Source organism: Streptomyces sp. NPDC087428 (assembly GCF_044744085.1).
GTDB lineage: Bacteria > Actinomycetota > Actinomycetes > Streptomycetales > Streptomycetaceae > Streptomyces.
The window spans coordinates 290981-308163 of the sequence record NZ_JBIUXR010000012.1 but is presented as its reverse complement, the minus strand read 5'-3'; the positions used below and the strand labels follow the sequence as shown (position 1 = coordinate 308163).

Genomic DNA, 17183 nt, shown 5'->3' with positions numbered 1-17183 from the left:
GCGGATGCGGGACGGCCACCGGGCGGATGCCGAGAGGCTGTTGGTGCGGGCCGTGGAGGAAGAGGCGCGGCGCACCGGCGGGCGGACGGACTCCGGCGTACTGATGACGCGTGCGCGGGGCGCCCTGGACACCATGGCGGCGGGTGCGGCCGAGGAGTACGCCGCGTACGTCCAGGCCCTCGACACCGCGGCGGCCGGGGAGATGCCGCTGGCGAACCGGCTCAACCGGACGACGCTCGGAACACCGTTGCTGGTCACCGGAGTTGCCGCGACCGCCGCCTTCGGCGCGGATCTGGCACTCGGTACGGCGTCGGGCCTGGCGCTCGGCGCGGGGGCCGTCGTCGCGGTCGCGGGCGCCACCGCGACGGTCGCCAAGGTCACCGCGTCGCACTGGCCGGCCGCGTCCCGCCGGGCGGGCGCCCTCGGACAGCCGGGCGGGACCGAGCAGTTGCGGCTCCAGTGGCTGACGGCGCTGGAGGTACGGGGCATCCGGCCGTTCCTGGACCAGCAGCGGATGCTGACCGCCTCGTCCCGCACCCCGGCGAAGAAGGCCGCCACCGTGCAGGCCCGTACGGCGCCGGCCCTGCGCGGCGGGGACCGCAGTGCGGCGGCGCGGATGCGTTCGCTCCTTGAGCAGTCGTTCGGCCATCTCCCGTCGCCCGAGGCCCGGTTCGCGGGGCGCCGGGCCGAGCTGGCGCGAATCGCCCAGTGGGTGCACGCGGCCCGTGCGTCGACGGAGACGAAGCCGACCGTGGTCGTGCTGCACGGCCCGCCGGGTGCCGGGCGCACCACGCTGGCCGTGCGGGCGGCGCACGATCTGAAGGACCAGTTCCGGGGCGCGTGCGTGGTGGACCTGCGCGGCGGTGCGGACGGTGAGCCGCCGCTGCCGACCCGTGACGCGCTGCTCCATCTGCTGAACCGGCTGGGGGCGCCCCGCGAGCAGCTGCTGTTCCGGGACGGGGGCTCCGCCGGCCGGTCGGCCGGGTCCTCCGCCGAGCAGCAGGTGCGCAGGCTCAGCGAGTTGTACCACCAGCACCTGACCGGGACGCCGGTGACGATCGTCCTCGACGACGCCAGTGACGTGGAGCAGGTCCGCACGCTGATCCCGGAGCGCTCCGACAGCCTCGTCCTGGTCACCGCCCGCGAGCCGCTCGATCTGCCCGGGTCCCTCCCGGCGTGGGTGCACCGGCTGGAGGTCGGGGCGCTGGACCCGGCCGGCGCGGAGGAGCTGCTGCGCGAGGCCTCCCAGGAGGAGGAGCAGGGCCTGTACGACTACCCGTCGAGCGAGGCGATCACCGAGCTGTGCGGCGGGCTGCCGCTGGCCCTGCGGATCGCGGGTTCCTCGCTGGGGACGCGTACCCCCGGCGCGCTGGCCGCTGATCTCGCCGCGTACGGCCCGGTGCCCCCGGTCGAGCGGGCGCTGTGGCTGCGCTACACCGACCAGCCCGAGCAGGCGCGGCGGCTGCTGCGCCGGCTCGCGCTGGCCGGGCGGGCCAGTCTGGGCGCCGCGGCGGCCGCCGCGCTGCTGTCGGCCGACGAGCAGGAGGCCGAGCGGCTGCTGACCGCCCTGTCCGGGGCGGGCCTGCTGGACCACGTACGCGGTTCGCGCTACCGGCTGCACGACCTCGTACGGGGCTTCGCCCTGGCCCGGCTGCTCGACGAGGAGGAACCGGCCGAGCGCACGGCCGCGCAGGAGCGGCTGATCGTCAACTACGCGGAGCTGGCCGGTGCCGTGATCCGGATGGTGGACGGAAAGATGTCCACCCGGGCCGGGCAGTTCGGCTCGCACGGCTTCACCTCCCTGGACGCGGCGCTGCGCTGGCTGGACGAGGAGTCGAGCTTCATCACGTCCGCGCTGCGGCACGCCGAGGGCGTCGACCAGGCGGCGGTGCTCGATCTGCTGGGCGCGCTGTGCGACTACTGCCTGCTGCGCGGCGACCTCTACCGGCTGGGTGAGATCAGCGAGTTGACGCAGGCGGTCGACCAGGGGCTGCTGGAGCGTTCGGTGCAGTGGCGTACCGGGATCGCGGCCCGCCAGCTCGGTGAGCTGGACAAGGCCCGCACCACGCTGTCCTCCGTCGTCGGCCTGTACCGCGAGGCGCAGAACGACTCGGGTACGGCGCTGGCGCTCTGTTCGCTCGGCATCACCCTGCACCACCAGGGCAATCTGACGGAGGCGGCGGCGCGGCTGCGGGAGGCGCTCGAACTACAGACCTCCGACGACCAGGCCGAGGACCGGGCCTGGTCGCTGCACGCGCTGGCCGCGGTGGAGCGCGACCGGGCGAACCCGGCCGAGGCGCTGACGCTCCTGGACACGGCGCTGGTCCTGCACCGCGAGGGCGAGTCGCTGCACGGGGAGGCCTGGACGCAGTTCCAGCTGGGTCAGGTGCTGCTGCGGATGGGTGATGTGGAGGGGGCCGAGCTCGCGCTGCGTACGGCCCTGGATCTGTACGGGCGTACCCGCGACGAGCGCGGCGAGGCCTGGGCGCTGACCCAGCTGGCCCGTGCGCGGCTGCTGGACGGCGATCCGGCGCCCGCGGTCGAGCAGCTGAACGCGGCGTTGTCCCGGCACCGCGACAACGAGGACGCGCGGGGCGAGGCGTGGACGCTCTACTACCTGGGCCAGGCCCTGGAGGAGACCGGCGAGACCGATCAGGCGGTGCGGCAGCTGGAGCGGTCCCGCACGATGTTCTCCCGGATGCGGGACGTGTACGGCCTGGCGTGCGCCCGGCACCACTCGGGCCGGGTCACCCGAGACCAGCGGGCCGCGCAGACGGGCAACCTGCGCAACTCCGGTTTCGCCCGCCAGCTCCTGGTGGACGCGCGGGCCGACTTCCGGCGCATCGGGGTCCCCCACGGTGAGGCCTGGACGTGTCTGGAGCTGGCCCTGATCGACGCGGGCAACCATCGCGCGCCGCAGGCGCTGGACCTGTGCGGCGAGGCGGCCGCGCTGTTCGACTCGTACGGCGACGCACGCGGCGCGGACTGGGCCCGCTTCCTGCGCTGCACGCTGCTGCCGTACGCGTCGCCGGGCGGCATCGAGGTGGGCACGGTGGTGGCGCAGCAGGAACTGGCCGACCTGACCGCGGCCGGCCACCCGACCCGGGACGGCAAGCTGGATGACTGCGCGGAGGCGTTCCGGGTGGTCCTGAACCGCGGAGTGGACCTGGAGGACGGCTGGCAGGCCTGGCGCCTGGGCCTGACCCCGACCCGTCACGCCCGGGAGATCATGGGCGTACGCGTCCCGGCCAGGCCGTGACCCGGCCGGCGGGCGCCCGGGGGCAGCCCTCGGGCCCGTCCGGCGCCTGAGGACGACCCCGGCCCCGCCCGGCGACCGAAGGCGGAGCGGCTACCGGACCCCGGTGCCGCCCCGCCCCCCTACTTCCGCTTCGCGGACCCCGCGGCACCGGCCGCGGCCCCCACAGCCGCCGCATCGCCGGGCGCCTCCGGCGCCTCCTCGAAGTCGACCTTCCCCATGTGCCGGTTCATCGACTTCATCAGCAGCCACACGCCGATGGCGAGCGCGGCGAAAACAATGAAGCCGAGGACCCCGGGGGTCACCTTGTTCTTGTCCAGTTCCTCGGCGAGCGGGACGAGGTGCGTCAGTGCCTGAGTCGCGTACATATCAGGCATTGTCGCGGATGCCCGCGAAGAGGTCGCTCTCGGGGAGGGAGGTATCGACGAGGGACTTCGCCAGCTCGTACTCCTCGGTCGGCCAGACCTCGCGCTGGATGTCCATCGGAACGCGGAACCAGCCGCCCTCCGGGTCGATCTGCGTCGCGTGCGCGATCAGCGCCTTGTCGCGGATCTCGTAGAAGTCCGCGCACGGAACATGCGTGGTCAGCGTGCGTTCGGCGCGCTCGAACTCCTTCCAGCGCTCCAGCCAGTCCGCGTACGGGGACTCCATTCCGCGGGCCAGCAGCGCCTCGTGCAGGGCGACCGTGCGCGGCTTGTTGAAGCCCTGGTTGTAGTACAGCTTCCGCGGCGCCCAGACCGGACCGAACTCCGCCTCGGGGAACCTCTCGGCGTCCGCCGCGCCCTCGAAGGCGATCATCGAGATCGTGTGGGTCATGATGTGGTCGGGGTGCGGGTAGCCCCCGTTCTCGTCGTACGTGGTGATGACCTGCGGCCGGAACGCACGGATCTTCGCGACCAGACGCCCGGCCGCCGTCTCCGCGTCCTCCAGTGCGAAGCAGCCCTCGGGCAGCGGCGGCAGCGGGTCGCCCTCGGGCAGCCCGGAGTCGACGAAGCCGAGCCACTCCTGCTTGACGCCCAGGATCTCCCGGGCCTCGTCCATCTCCTTCTTGCGGACTTCGTGGATGTTCTCCTCGATGTACGCGTCGCCCTGGAGTTTCGGGTTGAGGATGGAGCCGCGCTCACCGCCCGTGCAGGTCACTACCAGCACGTCCACCCCCTCGGACACGTACTTGGCCATGGTGGCCGCGCCCTTGCTCGACTCGTCGTCGGGGTGGGCGTGCACGGCCATCAGTCGAAGCTGCTCAGTCAAGACTCGATCCTCAGTGATTGATCGCCATCAGGGTGCCGTCCCGCGGGGACGTCGGTGTGGGGTGGCGGTCGGGTGACGGGTGGAGGCTTCTATAGTGACCGAACCGGGGGGCGGAAAATTCCTCAATCCCCGGTACGGGAGGAACGATCATGACTGCGGTGCGCGAGGCGCCCTCCGAGAACCGCTACGGCCGCTCCGCGGACCAGCGTGCGGACCGCAAACTCAAGATCATCGGCTCGGTGCTCGGCGCCGCTCTGCTCGGCGTGCTCGGCTGGATCGGTTACGACTACATCGCAGGTCAGGGCGTCAGTGCCGAGCTGATCAAGTTCAAGGTCGTCTCGGACGACCGGGTCGAGGTGCACCTGGAGGTCCGCAAGGACCGGAACGCCAAGGGCTACTGCACGATCCGCTCGCAGCGCGAGGACGGTACCGACGTCGCCCGCAAGGACTTCCGCTTCGACGAGGACACCGACCGGATCGACCGCGTCCTCTCCCTGCGTACGACGTCCAGGGCGACCAGCGTCGAGCTGCTGGGCTGCACGGACGACGGCGGGGCGTCGCATTGACCGCCGCACGCACCTCCTGATCCGCTCTTGGCGGCACTGACCTGCGGTTCCCTACATGCGGTCGGTTACCTTCTCCCCCTTTTCCTGGGGAATTGTTAGGCTCGTGGTTTCGCCCACCCGTAGAAGCGCATGCTTCGGGTAGGGCGATGCTTTGTATTCCCAGTACCGACGAGGAGCACCCTGTGACCCAGACCAGCGAAAACGTCACCTGGCTCACGCAGGAGGCGTACAACCAGCTCAAGGCCGAGCTGGAGTACCTGTCTGGTCCCGCGCGCACGGAGATCGCCGTAAAGATCGCGGCGGCCCGTGAGGAGGGGGACCTGCGTGAGAACGGCGGGTACCACGCGGCCAAGGAGGAGCAGGGCAAGATGGAGCTCCGGGTGCGCCAGCTGACCCAGCTCCTGGAACACGCGAAGGTCGGCGAGGCGCCGGCCGACGACGGTGTGGTCGAGCCCGGCATGGTCGTGACGATCGCCTTCGACGGCGATGACGACGACACGACGACCTTCCTCCTGGCCTCCCGTGAGTACGCGAGCGCGGACATCGAGACGTACTCGCCGCAGTCCCCGCTCGGCGTGGGCGTGAACGGCAAGAAGATGGGCGAGACCGCGGACTACGAGCTGCCGAACGGCAAGACCGCGACGGTGAAGATCCTTTCGGCGAAGCCGTACTCCGGCTGATCCCCGGACAGCGAAGGAAGCCTCCCGCCCGATGGGCGGGAGGCTTCGTCGCTCCGTGCGTCAGCTCCAGGTCAGCCGCTCGCCGTCCTCGTCGACGTGAGGCGGGGTGAGGGTCCACATCTGATGTTCTTCTGATGTGCGCCGGACGCGGCCTGGATTTGGGCTCAGTTTGCCGCCGAGCGGTACTTGCGCACCGCCAGCGCCCGGAAGACAGCGATGATCAGCACGGACCAGATGATCGAGGCCCAGATCGGGTGCTCCATCGGCCACGCGCCGGTGACCGTCTTCGGGACGCCCGGCATCGTGTTCCCGAAGAGTTCACGGGCGCCCGCCACAGTGGCACTGAACGGGTTCCACTCGGCGACATGCTGAAGGAACGTCGGCATACCGGTGACCGGCACAAAGGCGTTCGAGATGAACGTCAGGGGGAACAGCCAGATAAGCCCGCCGGAGGTCGCCGCCTCCGGGGTCCGTACCGACAGGCCGATCAGGGCGCCGATCCAGGAGAACGCGTAGCCCAGCAGAAGCAGCAGCAGGAAGCCACAGAGCACCTTCCCGATGTTCTCGTGGGTCCGCCAGCCGACGATCAGGGCGACTCCCGCGAGGACGACGAGCGTGAAGCTGGTCTGCACGAGGTCGGCGAGCGTCCGTCCGGTGAGGACCGCGCCCCGGGCCATCGGCAACGACCGGAAGCGGTCGATGAGCCCCTTGTGCATGTCGTCGGCGATGCCCGCGCCGGCGCCCGCGGTGGCGAAGGTGACAGTCTGGGCAAAGATGCCCGCCATCAGGAATTCCTTGTACAGCTGCGGGTCGGTGGAGCCGCCGACGCTGATCGAGCCGCCGAAGACGTAGGTGAACAGCACCACGAACATGACTGGCTGGATGACTCCGAAAAGGAGCATCTCAGGAATCCTGGTCATCCGGATCAGGTTGCGCCGGGCGATGACCAGGGAGTCGCGCACGGCCTGGCCGATACCGCCGCCGGCGCGTGGGGCGGGGGCCGCCGCCGTCTCGGTGAGTGCGCTCACTTCTCCGCCTCCGTCCCGGCCGCGACGGACTGCTCCGCCGCCCCGTCCCCGTCGTGTCTCTGCTCTTCCGCCGCGTGGCCGGTGAGGGAGATGAACACGTCGTCGAGGGTGGGGCGGCGCAGCCCGATGTCGTCGATCTCCACCCCTCGGGCGTCGAGGTCGCGGATGATCTCGGCGAGGAGCTTGGCCCCGCCGTCGACCGGGACGGTCAGTTTGCGCATGTGCGGGACGACCGCGACCTCGCCCTTGCCGAGGCGGCCGAGGGCGGTGCGGGCCGGTTCGACCTGGTCGGGCTGGTGGACCACGACCTCGACGCGCTCGCCGCCGATGCGGGCCTTGAGCTGGTCGGAGGTGCCGCGGGCGATGACGAGGCCGTGGTCGATCACGCAGATGTCGTGGGCGAGACGGTCGGCCTCCTCCAGGTACTGCGTGGTCAGCAGCAGCGTCGTACCGCCTGCCACGAGCTCCTCGATGACCTCCCAGAGCTGCTGCCGGTTGCGCGGGTCGAGGCCGGTGGTCGGCTCGTCCATGAACATGACCGGCGGGGAGACGACCAGGGCCGCCGCGAGGTCGAGGCGACGGCGCATGCCACCGGAGTACGTCTTGGCGGGGCGGTCGGCCGCGTCGGCGAGGTGGAACCGCTCCAGCAGCTCCCTCGCCCTGGCCTTCGCGTCGCGCCGGCTCATCTGGTAGAGCTGGCCGACCATCTGGAGGTTCTCGCGGCCGGTCAGGTACTCGTCGACGGCGGCGAACTGGCCGGAGAGCCCGATCGAGCGCCGTACCTCGTTGGGTCTCCTCAGCACGTCGATGCCCGCGACGAAGGCGCTGCCGCTGTCCGGCATGAGCAGCGTCGTCAGGACGCGCACAGCGGTCGTCTTGCCGGCGCCGTTGGGGCCGAGAAGGCCGAGGACGGTGCCCTCGGGCACGTCGAGGTCGACACCGCCGAGTGCGGTGACGTCGCCGAAGGTCTTCACCAGACCTTCGGCGTGAATGGCGCCTGGCATATGGGGTCCCCCGTGCGTTTGGGTGGCTTCCTCACAGATCCTAGATTTGCCCGTCCTGCCGCGCCCGGCGAACACACGAAGCGAACACACGAAGCGAACGCGTGCACGTCCGGGGCCGGACGCGGGCACAGTAACGCGATACATCGCGACACACAAGACATGCACCACCGGCCCGCCGCCCGGGACCGCCTCACCAGCCACCCGCGGGCACCTCCCCGGCCGCCGGAGAGATCACGCGGCGGGCATTGACGGCGGGGTGAGGCGTGCTTAAGGTAATCGCTAACCCCAACGTTTACCCCCCGGAAATCAACGCGACATGCAGGGTAAACGTTTACCTAGAGGGCGGACCACGGTGGGAAGGAAGCGCGATGCGGGCTGACGGGCGTGTGACGCTCAAGACGATGGCCGACTCCTTGGGAGTCTCCGTGAAGACCGTGTCACGGGCCCTGGCGGGCAAGGACTCGGTCGGCGAGGAGCTGAGGGCCCGTATCCGCGCGGAGGCCGACCGGCTCGGCTACGTGCCGAACTCGATGGCCAGGTCACTGGTCTCCGGCGACACCATGACCCTGGGCATGGTCATCACCCATCCGGCGAACCCGTTCTACGCGCAGCTGATCAGCGCCGTAGAGGAACGCTGCCGCGCGAACGGCTACTCACTGCTGCTCATGGTGACCGAGGAAGACCTGGAGACGGAGCGGGACGCGGCCAGGACACTCCAGCGGTGGGGAGTGGACGGAGCCGTGGTGATCCCCGTCCAGGAGGGCGCGGAGCACTGGCGGAAGCTGCGGGACTCCGGGGTGCCGATCGTGCTGGTCAACCGTGGACTGGACGGCTTCGCCTGCGACTTCGTCGGGGTCGACCACGAACGCGGGGCCTACGAGGCCGCCTCCCATCTGCTCGACACCGGTGCCTCCAGCATCCACCTGCTGGAGGAGGACGTGCCGTTCTCCTCGGCCGCCGACCGGCGCGCCGGTTTCCACCGCGCACTCACGGAGCGCGGCCTCCCCGTGCGGGACGACACCGTCACGCTGGTGCCGCCGTCCGCGCAGGGGCGGCGGGTGCTGCCGTGGGAACCGGACGCCGCCTACGAGTGCGCCCAGCAGCTGGTGAGCGGCCTCGAACCGGGCGCGGCGGTACTGACCGGGAGCGACTACTTCGCGCTCGGCCTGTACCGCGCACTGTCCGAGAGGGGCATCGACGTGCCCGCGCAGGTCGCGGTGATCGGGCACGGTGACCTGCCGTTCGCCGCGTATCTGCAACCCGCGCTGGCCAGCGTCCGGCCACCCGCCGACGAGATCGGCGCGAGGGCCGCGGACCTGCTGTTCGAACGCATCCAGGGCTCGGCCGCACCCGCCAAGACCATCTGTCTGCCGCCTGAGCTGAGGATTCGCGCCTCGGCCGGCGGCGACGACCGACGTACAGCCAACTGATGAGGAACATGGCGATGCCGCATACGGAAGAACAGCGGACCACGGTGTACGAACAGGCCCGGGACATCCCCGTGGTGGCCGACGTCGACGTCCTGGTCGTCGGCGGTGGTCCGGCCGGTGTGTGTGCCGCCGTCGCCGCGGCGCGGGCGGGCGCGAGTACGTTCCTCGTCGAACGGCACGGTTTCCTCGGCGGGATGTGGACCGCGGGAATGGTCCTCACGCTCGCCGGCTACAACTCCTGGCTGCGCCCGTACCAGCGCTGTGTGGACGGCGTTCCGGCGGAGTGGCTCGCCCGCGCCGCCGAGCAGGGCGGTGCGGTCGACGGCGACGGCTGGGTGCTGAACTCCGACCCCGAGGTCATGAAGCGCGTCGCCGACGAGATGATCGAGGCCGAAGGCATCGGCCTGCTGCTGCACAGCTGGGGCGCTCGCCCGATCGTCGAGGACGGGGCCGTGCGCGGTGTGTACGTCGAGAACGTCGACGGCCGGCGCGCCATCCGCGCCTCGGTCACCGTGGACTGCACCGGCAACGGCGACATCGTGGCCGGTGCCGGTGACGACTGGGCCAAGGGCAACACCCTTCAGCCGATGACCATGCCGTTCCGGGTGGGCAACGTGGCGACGGACCCGGAACGCGAGCACGCCCTACCGGTACGGATCCCGATCGGCCCGGAGGCGACCCTGCTGAAGGAGCCGCTGCTCGGGCGATACGCCTCCACCCGCAGGGACATCGATCTGGACATCGACGCCATGCGGGCGGCCAGGAAGCGGGGCGAACTGCCGCCGTTCGGCGGCCCGTGGTTCGGTGGCATGGAGAAGGACATCGCCTGGGTCAACACCACCCGTGTCATCGGCGACGCGTCCGACGCGGAGGATCTCACCCGCGCGGAGATCACCGGCCGCAAGGACTCCGTCGCCCTGCTGGAAGCCCTGCGCGAGCACAGCCCGGCGTTCGCGAACGGGCGCATGCTGCACACGAGCACCCAGATCGGTGTCCGCGAGACACGACGCCTCCTCGGCGAGTACACGCTCACCGGCGACGACATCCGCTCCAACGCCCGGTTCGACGACAGCATCGCGGTCGGCTGCTGGCCGATCGACGTGCACCCGGCCGGGGACGTCGGCGTGCACGCCATGTACGTACCGCTCCCTTACGAGATCCCGTACCGCAGCCTGCTGCCGCGGACGACCGACGGCCTGCTCGTGGCCGGCCGGTGCATCTCGGTGGACCGCGAGGCACTCGGCTCGGCGCGGGTCGGTGCCACCTGTGCCGCGACGGGCCAGGCCGCGGGTGTGGCCGCCGCGCTCGCCGCGGCCGACGGGAAGCAGCCGCGCCGGCTCGACGGCGAGCGGATCAGGGCGGCGATCCAGGAACAGGGCGGCCGCGTGACGCCGCCGGCGCAATGACACTTCACCAGGAGAACGCTGTGCACGCTCACGCAGAGGCGGAGAGCCAGAAGATATCCCCGCAGGCCCGGAAGGTCCTCGTGGCGGCGGGCATCGGTCATTTCATCGAGTGGTACGACGTCGGCGCCTACGGGCTGCTGGCCACCTTCCTCGCCGCGAACTTCTTCGTCTCCGGCAATCCGACGGCCGCGCTGCTGTCCACCTTCGCCGTCTCCGCCATCGGGTTCGTCCTGCGGCCGCTCGGCGGCCTCTTCTTCGGACCGCTCGGGGACCGCATCGGCCGGCAGCGCACCCTGGCCATCGTCGTTCTGCTCACCTCGGGTTCGACGTTCGCGATGGGCGTGCTGCCCACCTACGACAGCGTGGGCATCCTCGCTCCCGTACTGCTGGTCGTCGTCAGGATGGTGCAGGGCTTCGGGGCCGGCGGCGAGACGTCCAACGCGGTGGCGCTGCTGTTCGAGCACTCGCCGCGCACCCGCCGCGGGTTCATGACGAGCTGGATGGACGGGATCGGCTTCATGGCCTCCGTCGTCGGCTCCGCACTCGCGCTCGTGCTGATCAACGTGCTCGGGAACGACGCGATGACGGGCTGGGGCTGGCGGATCCCGTTCCTCCTCGCGCTTCCGCTCGGCGTCGTCGGTCTGTACATCCGGGTGAAGCTGGAGGACTCCCCGGAGTTCCGCGAGCTGGAGGCCACCGGCGAGGTCGCGCAGTCGCCGACGAAGGAGGCGTTCCGTACCGGCTCCAGGGCGATGCTGGTGCTGTGCGGCGTCCTGCTCCTCAAGGCCATCGCACACTGGGCGCTGGTGTCCTTCCTGCCGAGCTTCCTCAGCGGCGACCTCGGCTTCAGCACCAGTGAGTCCTTCACGACGACGACCATCGCCATCGGGGTCACCGCCGTCGCCGTTCCGGTCATGGGCGCCCTCTCCGACCGCGTCGGGCGAAAACCGATGCTCATCGCGGGCAGCGCCGGCTTCGTCGTGCTCACCTGGCCGGCGTTCTACCTGATGTCGCTCGGCAGCGTGGCGAACGCGATCATCGCCATGACGGTCCTCGGCCTCCTGATCGCGGTGTTCGACGGCGCGTTGAGCGCGATGATGGCCGAGCAGTTCCCCGCGCGGATCCGCAGCGGCGCGATGGCCATCCCGTACAACCTGGTGGTCTCGGCGTTCGGCGGCTCGGTCCCCTACGTGGCCACGTGGCTGGTCGCCAGTACCGGGAGCAAACTCGCCCCCTCCTTCTACGTGATGCTCCTGTCCGCCGTCACCCTGACCTTCGCGGTCACCTCGATCCGCGAGACCGCCCCCCGGCGGACCCCGGTCGCGCCGGAGCGGGACGCCGAACCGGTGCCGCAGCCGTAGTTCCCGGCCGGAGCATCCGCAGTCCGCACACCGCAAGAACCGAACGGAGCCCCTGACCATGCCTCAGCGAAATCGCCGTGTGCTCGTCCGGTCCATGGACGACATCAGCATCGAGGAGGTGCCGGTCCCCCGGCCCGGCGACAACGAACTCCTCATCCGCAGCAGCGTCGTCGGGATCTGCGGATCCGACACCCACGCCGCTCTCGGTCACCACCCCTTCATCGACCTGCCCTACCGGCCGGGGCACGAGGTGGTCGGCACGGTCGCCGCCGTCGGCGCGGGGGCCGAGGACTTCGCCCCGGGCACCAGGGTGATCGTCGAACCCAACCTGTACTGCGGCCGCTGCGCCCAGTGCCGCTCGGGCCGCTACAACATCTGCCGGGATCTGAGGGTCTTCGGCTGTCAGACTCCCGGCGGCATGGCCGACCTCTTCACGATCCCCGCCGACCGGGTCCACCGGGTGCCCGAGGCGATGTCCGACCTCCAGGCCGCGCTCGTCGAACCGCTCGCCACCCCGGTCCACGCCGTGGCCAGAGCCGGTGACCTCACCGGCCGCACCGTGGCGGTCCTCGGCGCCGGTCCCATCGGGCTGCTCGTCCTGGCCGCGGCCCGGCACGCCGGTGCCGCCCGGATCGTCGTCACCGACCTGCTCGAAACCAAACGGGAGCGAGCCGTGCGGCTCGGCGCCGACGGCGCGGTACCGGCCGACGCGGCCGGCCTGGCCGGGGAGGCCCGGGACATCCTGGGCGGTCCGGCCGACGTGGTCTTCGACTGCGTCGCCCGTGAACAGTCCATGGCCCAGGCCGTCGACCTGGTGGACAAGGGCGGCCGGATCATCGTCGTCGGCGTCGGAGCCCCCGGCCCCACGCCGGTCCGGCTGGACCTCGTCCAGGACCGCGAGATCCGCATCGAGGGCACCCTCATGTACACCGCCGACGACTACCGCACCGCCCTCGGCCTGATCACTTCCGGCGTCGTCGACACCGACGCGATCATCACCGGAACCTTCCCGCTGGAGGACGCGGCCGAGGCGTTCGCCGCCTCGCTCGCACCGGAGCACGTCAAGGTGCTGATCACCGTGACCGGACCCTGAGACCGCTACGGGCCCTGAGGCCTGATCCGCAATCCCCGGCGGGCCCCGGCCCACCACCGACGTAAGGAACCCTGTTGTGATCGTCGTCGCAGGTGAGGCACTGATCGACCTGGTGCCGGAGGCCACCGGGAACACCACGGCCGCTCTGGTGCCCGCCCGCGGCGGCGGACCGTACAACACGGCCGTGGCGCTCGCCCGCCTCGGCTCCCCCGTCGCCTTCTGCTCGCGGATCTCGACGGACGCCTTCGGCATGTCCCTGACCGGCCGTCTGCGTGAGGAGAACGTCGTCCTCGACCTGGTGCAGCGAGGGCCGGAGCCGACCACGCTGGCCGTCGCCGCCATCGAGGCCGGCGGCTCGGCCGCGTACACCTTCTACTGCCAGGGCACCGCCGACCGCCTCTTCACCCTGCCGGGCCCCCTGCCCGCAGAGACCCGGGCGGTGTCGTTCGGCACCTGCTCACTGGTACTCGAACCGGGGGCGAGCGCCTACGAGGAGCTGCTGCGCCGCGAGGGGCGGCACGGGCGCTTCATCACCCTGGACCCCAACATCCGCACCGGCCTCATCACGGACCCGGACGCCTACCGGGCCCGCTTCAGCCGCCTGCTGCCGTCCGTCTCGCTCCTGAAGCTCAGCGAGGAGGACGCGCAGTGGCTCGGGTACGACATCGCGGGCTGGCTGGCCGCCGGGCCGGCCGCCGTCGTGGTCACCCGGGGCGCGGCCGGCCTGACGGCCCACACGCGCGGCGGCGGCACGTACTCCGTACCCGGTGAGCCCGTCCGGGTCGTCGACACCATCGGTGCCGGCGACACCGTCAACGCGGCGCTGCTGCACGCCCTGTCCGAACGCGGCCTGCTGCACGCCGACGCCCTGGCCGCACTGACCGAGGACGGCTGGCGGCAGGTACTCGGCTTCGCCGCCCGTGCCGCGGCGGCCACCTGCGCGCGGGCGGGCGCCGAGCCGCCCTTCGCGCACGAACTGCGCTCCCCGCGCACCTGACGGGCCTCGTCCCCGTCTCCGCGAGGAGGCGGGCCGGGGCACCGCCGGATGGCTCAGTTCAGCACCAGATAGCCCGCGTCGCGCAGCGCGGCGGCGACCTCCGCGCAGTGCTCCGGGCCCTTCGTCTCCAGGTGCAGTTCCACCTCGGCCTCGGTGAGGCCGAGCCGGGGATCGGTGCGCACATGGCTCACGTCCAGGACGTTGGCGTCGGCCACCGAGAGCACGGCGAGCATCGTCGCCAGCGCACCGGGGCGGTCGGTGAGCCGCAGCCGCAGGCTCAGGTACCGGCCGGCCGCCGACATGCCGTGGGTCAGGATGCGCTGCATCAGCAGCGGGTCCACGTTGCCGCCGGACAGCAGCGCCACCACCGGCCCGCGGAACGACTTCGGGTCGCTCAGCAGGGCGGCCACCGGGCTCGCCCCGGCCGGCTCCACGACCATCTTCGCCCGTTCCAGGCAGAGCAGCAGCGCACTGGACAGCTCGTCCTCGGAGACCGTACGGACCTCGTCGACCAGATCCCTGATCAGCGGGAACGGGACGTCGCCCGGCCGCCCCACCTTCATGCCGTCCGCCATCGTCTGGAGCGAGCCGATCGACACCGGGTGGCCGGCGGCCAGCGAGGGCGGGTAGGCGGCCGCGCCCGCCGCCTGCACGCCGACGATCCGCACGTCGGGGCGGACCGCCTTCACCGCCACGGCGATCCCCGCGGCGAGCCCCCCGCCGCCTATCCCGACGACGATGGTGCGCACCTCGGGGCACTGCTCCAGGATCTCCAGGCCCACCGTGCCCTGCCCGGCGATGATGTCCGGGTGGTCGAAGGGGTGGATGAAGACCGCACCGGTCTCCTGCGCGTACTCCTGCGCCGCGGCCAGCGTCTCGTCGACGACATGGCCGTGCAGCCGCACCCGCGCCCCGTACTCACGCGTCGCGGCGACCTTCGGCAGCGGCGCCCCGACCGGCATGAAGACCGTCGCCCGTACGCCGAGCAGCGCAGACGCGAGCGCGACACCCTGCGCATGGTTTCCGGCGCTCGCGGCCACCACGCCCGCCGCACGTTCCACCGGGGACAGCCCCGCGATCCGCACGTACGCGCCCCGCAGTTTGAACGAACCGGTGCGCTGCAGGTTCTCGCACTTGAACCGGACGGGAGCGCCCACGAGGTCGGTCAGATGGCGGCTGCCCTCCATCGCGGTGACCCTGGAGACGCCGGAGAGCATCTTCTGCGCCCCCTTGATGTCATCGAGGATCAGCGGGGGAAACTGGGTGGCCGGCGGGAAGCTCATGCCACAAGTCTTGCAGCTGAAAGGGGTTGCGGCCGCCGCGAGGCGGGCCGTCCTGCGCCGATGTCCGCAGGTTTGTGCAGCGCTGGTACGCGTTGCCCCGGGGCCGCGTACTCTGTCCCCCACCCATCCGACACCGCACGAAGAGAGCCCCCGGCCATGCCCCCTCAGGACATGACGACTGCCGCGTCTCCCTCCGGGGGCGCCGCCCCCGAGAATCCGGGCCACGACCACCTGCTCGACGCTCTGCAGCACCAGGTGGCGGTCTTCGCCCGCCGTGCCGAGCAGACCCGCCTCGGCGGCGTCGGCCAGGTGCGCAATTCCATGGACCGGGCCGCGTATCTGCTGCTCAACCGGCTGGACCGGGAAGGACCCATGGGCGTCAAGGCGCTGGCCGCCGGGATGGGGATCGACTCCTCGACCGTGACCCGGCAGGTCGCGCCGCTCGTGGACACCGGCCTGGTCAAGCGGACCTCGCACCCGGAGGACGGCCGGGCCGTCGTCCTCCAGCTGTCCCCGCGGGGACAGGCCCGGCTGGACGAGGTCCGGGCCTCGCGGCGCGAGCTGATGTCACAGGTGACGGGCGACTGGGACGAGGAGGAACGCGACACGTTCTGCGCGCTGCTCACCCGTTTCAACGCGGCACTGGCCGCCCGGCAGAGCGCGCACCAGCCGCCCGCCGCGGGATAGCCGGACCCGGCCGAGGTCCCAGGCCTTGACCCGGGGCCCCCGGCGCGCTCGGATGACAGGGTGCGAGAGCGCCAGGCGGGCCGACAGCGGCGCCGCGCCCAGGAGTTCGAGGCCTTCGTGGCGGGCGCGGCCGGCCGGCTGCTGCACGCCGCCACCCTGCTCACCGCCGAACCCGCCCGGCCGCCGGGGGCCAACGAGCGCGCGCAGCGGCTGCTGACGGCCGCGCTGGCCCGTACGTACGCGGACTGGGACCGGCTGCACGGCGAGGATCCGTACAACCGCACCCGGCAGGACCTGGCCGCCCGGTTCGCGAGGGAGGCCTGGCGCCACCACCACCCGCGCGGCGGGCTGTTGGACGGGCTGACCCCGCAGGAACGGCTCGTCCTGGTGCTGCGGCTGCACGAAGGGGTCGCCGAGGAGCAGACCGCGGCGCTGCTCGGACTGCCCGTGGACCGGATCCGCGCGATCTGCAACCGCTCGGTGGCCACGGTGCGCGGGACCCGCGCTCCCACGGTCCGGCGGGGGGCCGCGCCATGAGCGGGAGCGGCCGCAAGGAGGACGAGGTCCGGCGGATCCTGGAGGGGCCGCATCCGCAGGTGCCCGCCGATCTGGCGGAACGGGCGGCGGAACTCGGTGCCAGGCTGCTGCGCCGGCGGCGGGCCCTGCGCCTGCTGGGGCTGCTGGGGCTGCTCGTCGCGGTGACGGCGTTCACGGTGTGGGCGGTCGCGGTCCAGCCCTGGCAGGCGCCGCCGGCCGAGACGACCCCGCCGCTGGGCGGCTGGTGACGGCCTCGGCCACGACAGCCGCCGTGGCCGAGGCCGTGAGCGCAGGCCGTACCGGGCCGGGCGGATCTATCCTGGAGGCACGCGTCACGCGCCGGTCCGGAAACCGGCCGAGGAGGCCGTCATGACCAGGAAAGTTGCTGACTGCCGCAAGTATCCGAGCGAGTCGAACTGCTCGCTGACCATCTCCGGTGAGGAAGACGAAGTCGTGCGGGCCGCGGCCGAGCACGCGGCCTCCGTCCACGAGCACACCGACAGCCCGGAGCTGCGGGAACAGCTCCGGGGCATGCTGGAGGACGAGAAGGCCACCGTCTGAGACGTCCGCCCGCGGCGGGAACGGAGCCGGTCGCCCGGCTTCC

Annotated in this window: 17 protein-coding genes; 12 read left to right on the top strand and 5 right to left on the bottom strand. The window is 71.7% G+C overall.

Going from position 1 to position 17183, the window contains the following annotated elements:
- Positions 1-4: 4 nt before the first annotated feature.
- Complete coding sequence (locus tag ACIO3R_RS26620) at positions 5-3259, top strand: tetratricopeptide repeat protein (protein WP_385036619.1); 3255 nt, start codon at positions 5-7, stop codon at positions 3257-3259.
- Positions 3260-3378: 119 nt separating this feature from the next.
- On the opposite strand, the gene ACIO3R_RS26615 is transcribed toward ACIO3R_RS26620, so the two are convergent.
- Both ACIO3R_RS26615 and mca read right to left on the bottom strand, forming a co-directional pair.
- Entirely contained in the window at positions 3379-3624 is a 246-nt protein-coding gene (locus ACIO3R_RS26615; RefSeq protein WP_363022407.1) for a hypothetical protein, read from the bottom strand.
- Position 3625: 1 nt separating this feature from the next.
- The gene (gene mca, locus ACIO3R_RS26610; RefSeq protein ID WP_362953855.1) at positions 3626-4507 is read right to left on the bottom strand and encodes a mycothiol conjugate amidase Mca; all 882 of its coding nucleotides are present in this window, start codon (positions 4505-4507) and stop codon (positions 3626-3628) included.
- Positions 4508-4656: 149 nt separating this feature from the next.
- Between mca and ACIO3R_RS26605 the strand changes: the two genes are divergently transcribed.
- Both ACIO3R_RS26605 and greA read left to right on the top strand, forming a co-directional pair.
- Positions 4657-5073 carry a DUF4307 domain-containing protein gene (locus ACIO3R_RS26605; RefSeq protein WP_402109237.1) on the top strand — a complete coding sequence of 139 codons (417 nt, stop codon included), beginning with the start codon at positions 4657-4659 and terminating at the stop codon, positions 5071-5073.
- Between the two features lie 182 nt (positions 5074-5255).
- On the top strand, positions 5256-5753 hold the full coding sequence (gene greA / locus ACIO3R_RS26600; RefSeq protein WP_024488974.1) for a transcription elongation factor GreA: 498 nt from the start codon (positions 5256-5258) through the stop codon (positions 5751-5753).
- A 164-nt stretch (positions 5754-5917) separates the two neighbouring features.
- Here greA and ACIO3R_RS26595 read toward each other — a convergent pair whose 3' ends face one another.
- Together ACIO3R_RS26595 and ACIO3R_RS26590 are read right to left on the bottom strand one after the other, a co-directional pair.
- The gene (locus ACIO3R_RS26595; RefSeq protein ID WP_385035677.1) at positions 5918-6781 is read right to left on the bottom strand and encodes an ABC transporter permease; all 864 of its coding nucleotides are present in this window, start codon (positions 6779-6781) and stop codon (positions 5918-5920) included.
- Positions 6778-7785, bottom strand: coding sequence for an ATP-binding cassette domain-containing protein (locus tag ACIO3R_RS26590; RefSeq protein ID WP_385035679.1), 1008 nt, complete (start codon positions 7783-7785; stop codon positions 6778-6780). Before ACIO3R_RS26590 ends, ACIO3R_RS26595 begins: the two co-directional genes overlap by 4 nt.
- Positions 7786-8186: 401 nt before the next feature.
- On the opposite strand from ACIO3R_RS26590, the gene ACIO3R_RS26585 reads away from it, so the two are divergent.
- The 5 genes from ACIO3R_RS26585 (at position 8187) to ACIO3R_RS26565 (ending at position 14072) form a co-directional block, all read left to right on the top strand.
- Complete coding sequence (locus ACIO3R_RS26585; RefSeq protein ID WP_385035681.1) at positions 8187-9215, top strand: LacI family DNA-binding transcriptional regulator; 1029 nt, start codon at positions 8187-8189, stop codon at positions 9213-9215.
- A gap of 14 nt (positions 9216-9229) precedes the next feature.
- Positions 9230-10621, top strand: coding sequence for an FAD-dependent oxidoreductase (locus ACIO3R_RS26580; protein WP_402109234.1), 1392 nt, complete (start codon positions 9230-9232; stop codon positions 10619-10621).
- 20 nt (positions 10622-10641) lie between these two features.
- Entirely contained in the window at positions 10642-11982 is a 1341-nt protein-coding gene (locus tag ACIO3R_RS26575) for an MFS transporter (protein WP_385035685.1), read from the top strand.
- Positions 11983-12040: 58 nt separating this feature from the next.
- On the top strand, positions 12041-13075 hold the full coding sequence (locus tag ACIO3R_RS26570) for a zinc-binding dehydrogenase (protein ID WP_402109232.1): 1035 nt from the start codon (positions 12041-12043) through the stop codon (positions 13073-13075).
- 76 nt (positions 13076-13151) lie between these two features.
- Complete coding sequence (locus ACIO3R_RS26565; protein WP_385035689.1) at positions 13152-14072, top strand: carbohydrate kinase; 921 nt, start codon at positions 13152-13154, stop codon at positions 14070-14072.
- Positions 14073-14125: 53 nt separating this feature from the next.
- Here ACIO3R_RS26565 and ilvA read toward each other — a convergent pair whose 3' ends face one another.
- Positions 14126-15355: a threonine ammonia-lyase gene (gene ilvA, locus ACIO3R_RS26560; RefSeq protein ID WP_402109230.1), complete on the bottom strand. Its 1230-nt coding sequence runs from the start codon at positions 15353-15355 to the stop codon at positions 14126-14128.
- Between the two features lie 156 nt (positions 15356-15511).
- Between ilvA and ACIO3R_RS26555 the strand changes: the two genes are divergently transcribed.
- From ACIO3R_RS26555 to ACIO3R_RS26540, 4 genes are all read left to right on the top strand, one after another.
- Entirely contained in the window at positions 15512-16042 is a 531-nt protein-coding gene (locus ACIO3R_RS26555) for a MarR family winged helix-turn-helix transcriptional regulator (RefSeq protein ID WP_385035693.1), read from the top strand.
- Between the two features lie 60 nt (positions 16043-16102).
- Positions 16103-16579: a sigma factor-like helix-turn-helix DNA-binding protein gene (locus ACIO3R_RS26550; protein ID WP_385035695.1), complete on the top strand. Its 477-nt coding sequence runs from the start codon at positions 16103-16105 to the stop codon at positions 16577-16579.
- On the top strand, positions 16576-16827 hold the full coding sequence (locus ACIO3R_RS26545) for a hypothetical protein (protein ID WP_385035697.1): 252 nt from the start codon (positions 16576-16578) through the stop codon (positions 16825-16827). Before ACIO3R_RS26550 ends, ACIO3R_RS26545 begins: the two co-directional genes overlap by 4 nt.
- 121 nt (positions 16828-16948) lie before the next feature.
- Positions 16949-17140 (top strand): DUF1059 domain-containing protein, encoded by a 192-nt coding sequence (locus ACIO3R_RS26540; protein WP_250967994.1) that lies wholly within the window; start codon positions 16949-16951, stop codon positions 17138-17140.
- Positions 17141-17183: the final 43 nt, after the last annotated feature.

Coding starts and splice junctions, on each gene's coding strand:
- ACIO3R_RS26620 (WP_385036619.1), top strand. CDS start 5: ATGCGGGACGGCCACCGGGCGGATGCCGAGAGGCTGTTGGTGCGGGCC.
- ACIO3R_RS26615 (WP_363022407.1), bottom strand. CDS start 3,624: ATGTACGCGACTCAGGCACTGACGCACCTCGTCCCGCTCGCCGAGGAA.
- ACIO3R_RS26605 (WP_402109237.1), top strand. CDS start 4,657: ATGACTGCGGTGCGCGAGGCGCCCTCCGAGAACCGCTACGGCCGCTCC.
- ACIO3R_RS26590 (WP_385035679.1), bottom strand. CDS start 7,785: ATGCCAGGCGCCATTCACGCCGAAGGTCTGGTGAAGACCTTCGGCGAC.
- ACIO3R_RS26585 (WP_385035681.1), top strand. CDS start 8,187: ATGGCCGACTCCTTGGGAGTCTCCGTGAAGACCGTGTCACGGGCCCTG.
- ACIO3R_RS26580 (WP_402109234.1), top strand. CDS start 9,230: ATGCCGCATACGGAAGAACAGCGGACCACGGTGTACGAACAGGCCCGG.
- ACIO3R_RS26570 (WP_402109232.1), top strand. CDS start 12,041: ATGCCTCAGCGAAATCGCCGTGTGCTCGTCCGGTCCATGGACGACATC.
- ilvA (WP_402109230.1), bottom strand. CDS start 15,355: ATGAGCTTCCCGCCGGCCACCCAGTTTCCCCCGCTGATCCTCGATGAC.
- ACIO3R_RS26555 (WP_385035693.1), top strand. CDS start 15,512: ATGCCCCCTCAGGACATGACGACTGCCGCGTCTCCCTCCGGGGGCGCC.
- ACIO3R_RS26545 (WP_385035697.1), top strand. CDS start 16,576: ATGAGCGGGAGCGGCCGCAAGGAGGACGAGGTCCGGCGGATCCTGGAG.
- ACIO3R_RS26540 (WP_250967994.1), top strand. CDS start 16,949: ATGACCAGGAAAGTTGCTGACTGCCGCAAGTATCCGAGCGAGTCGAAC.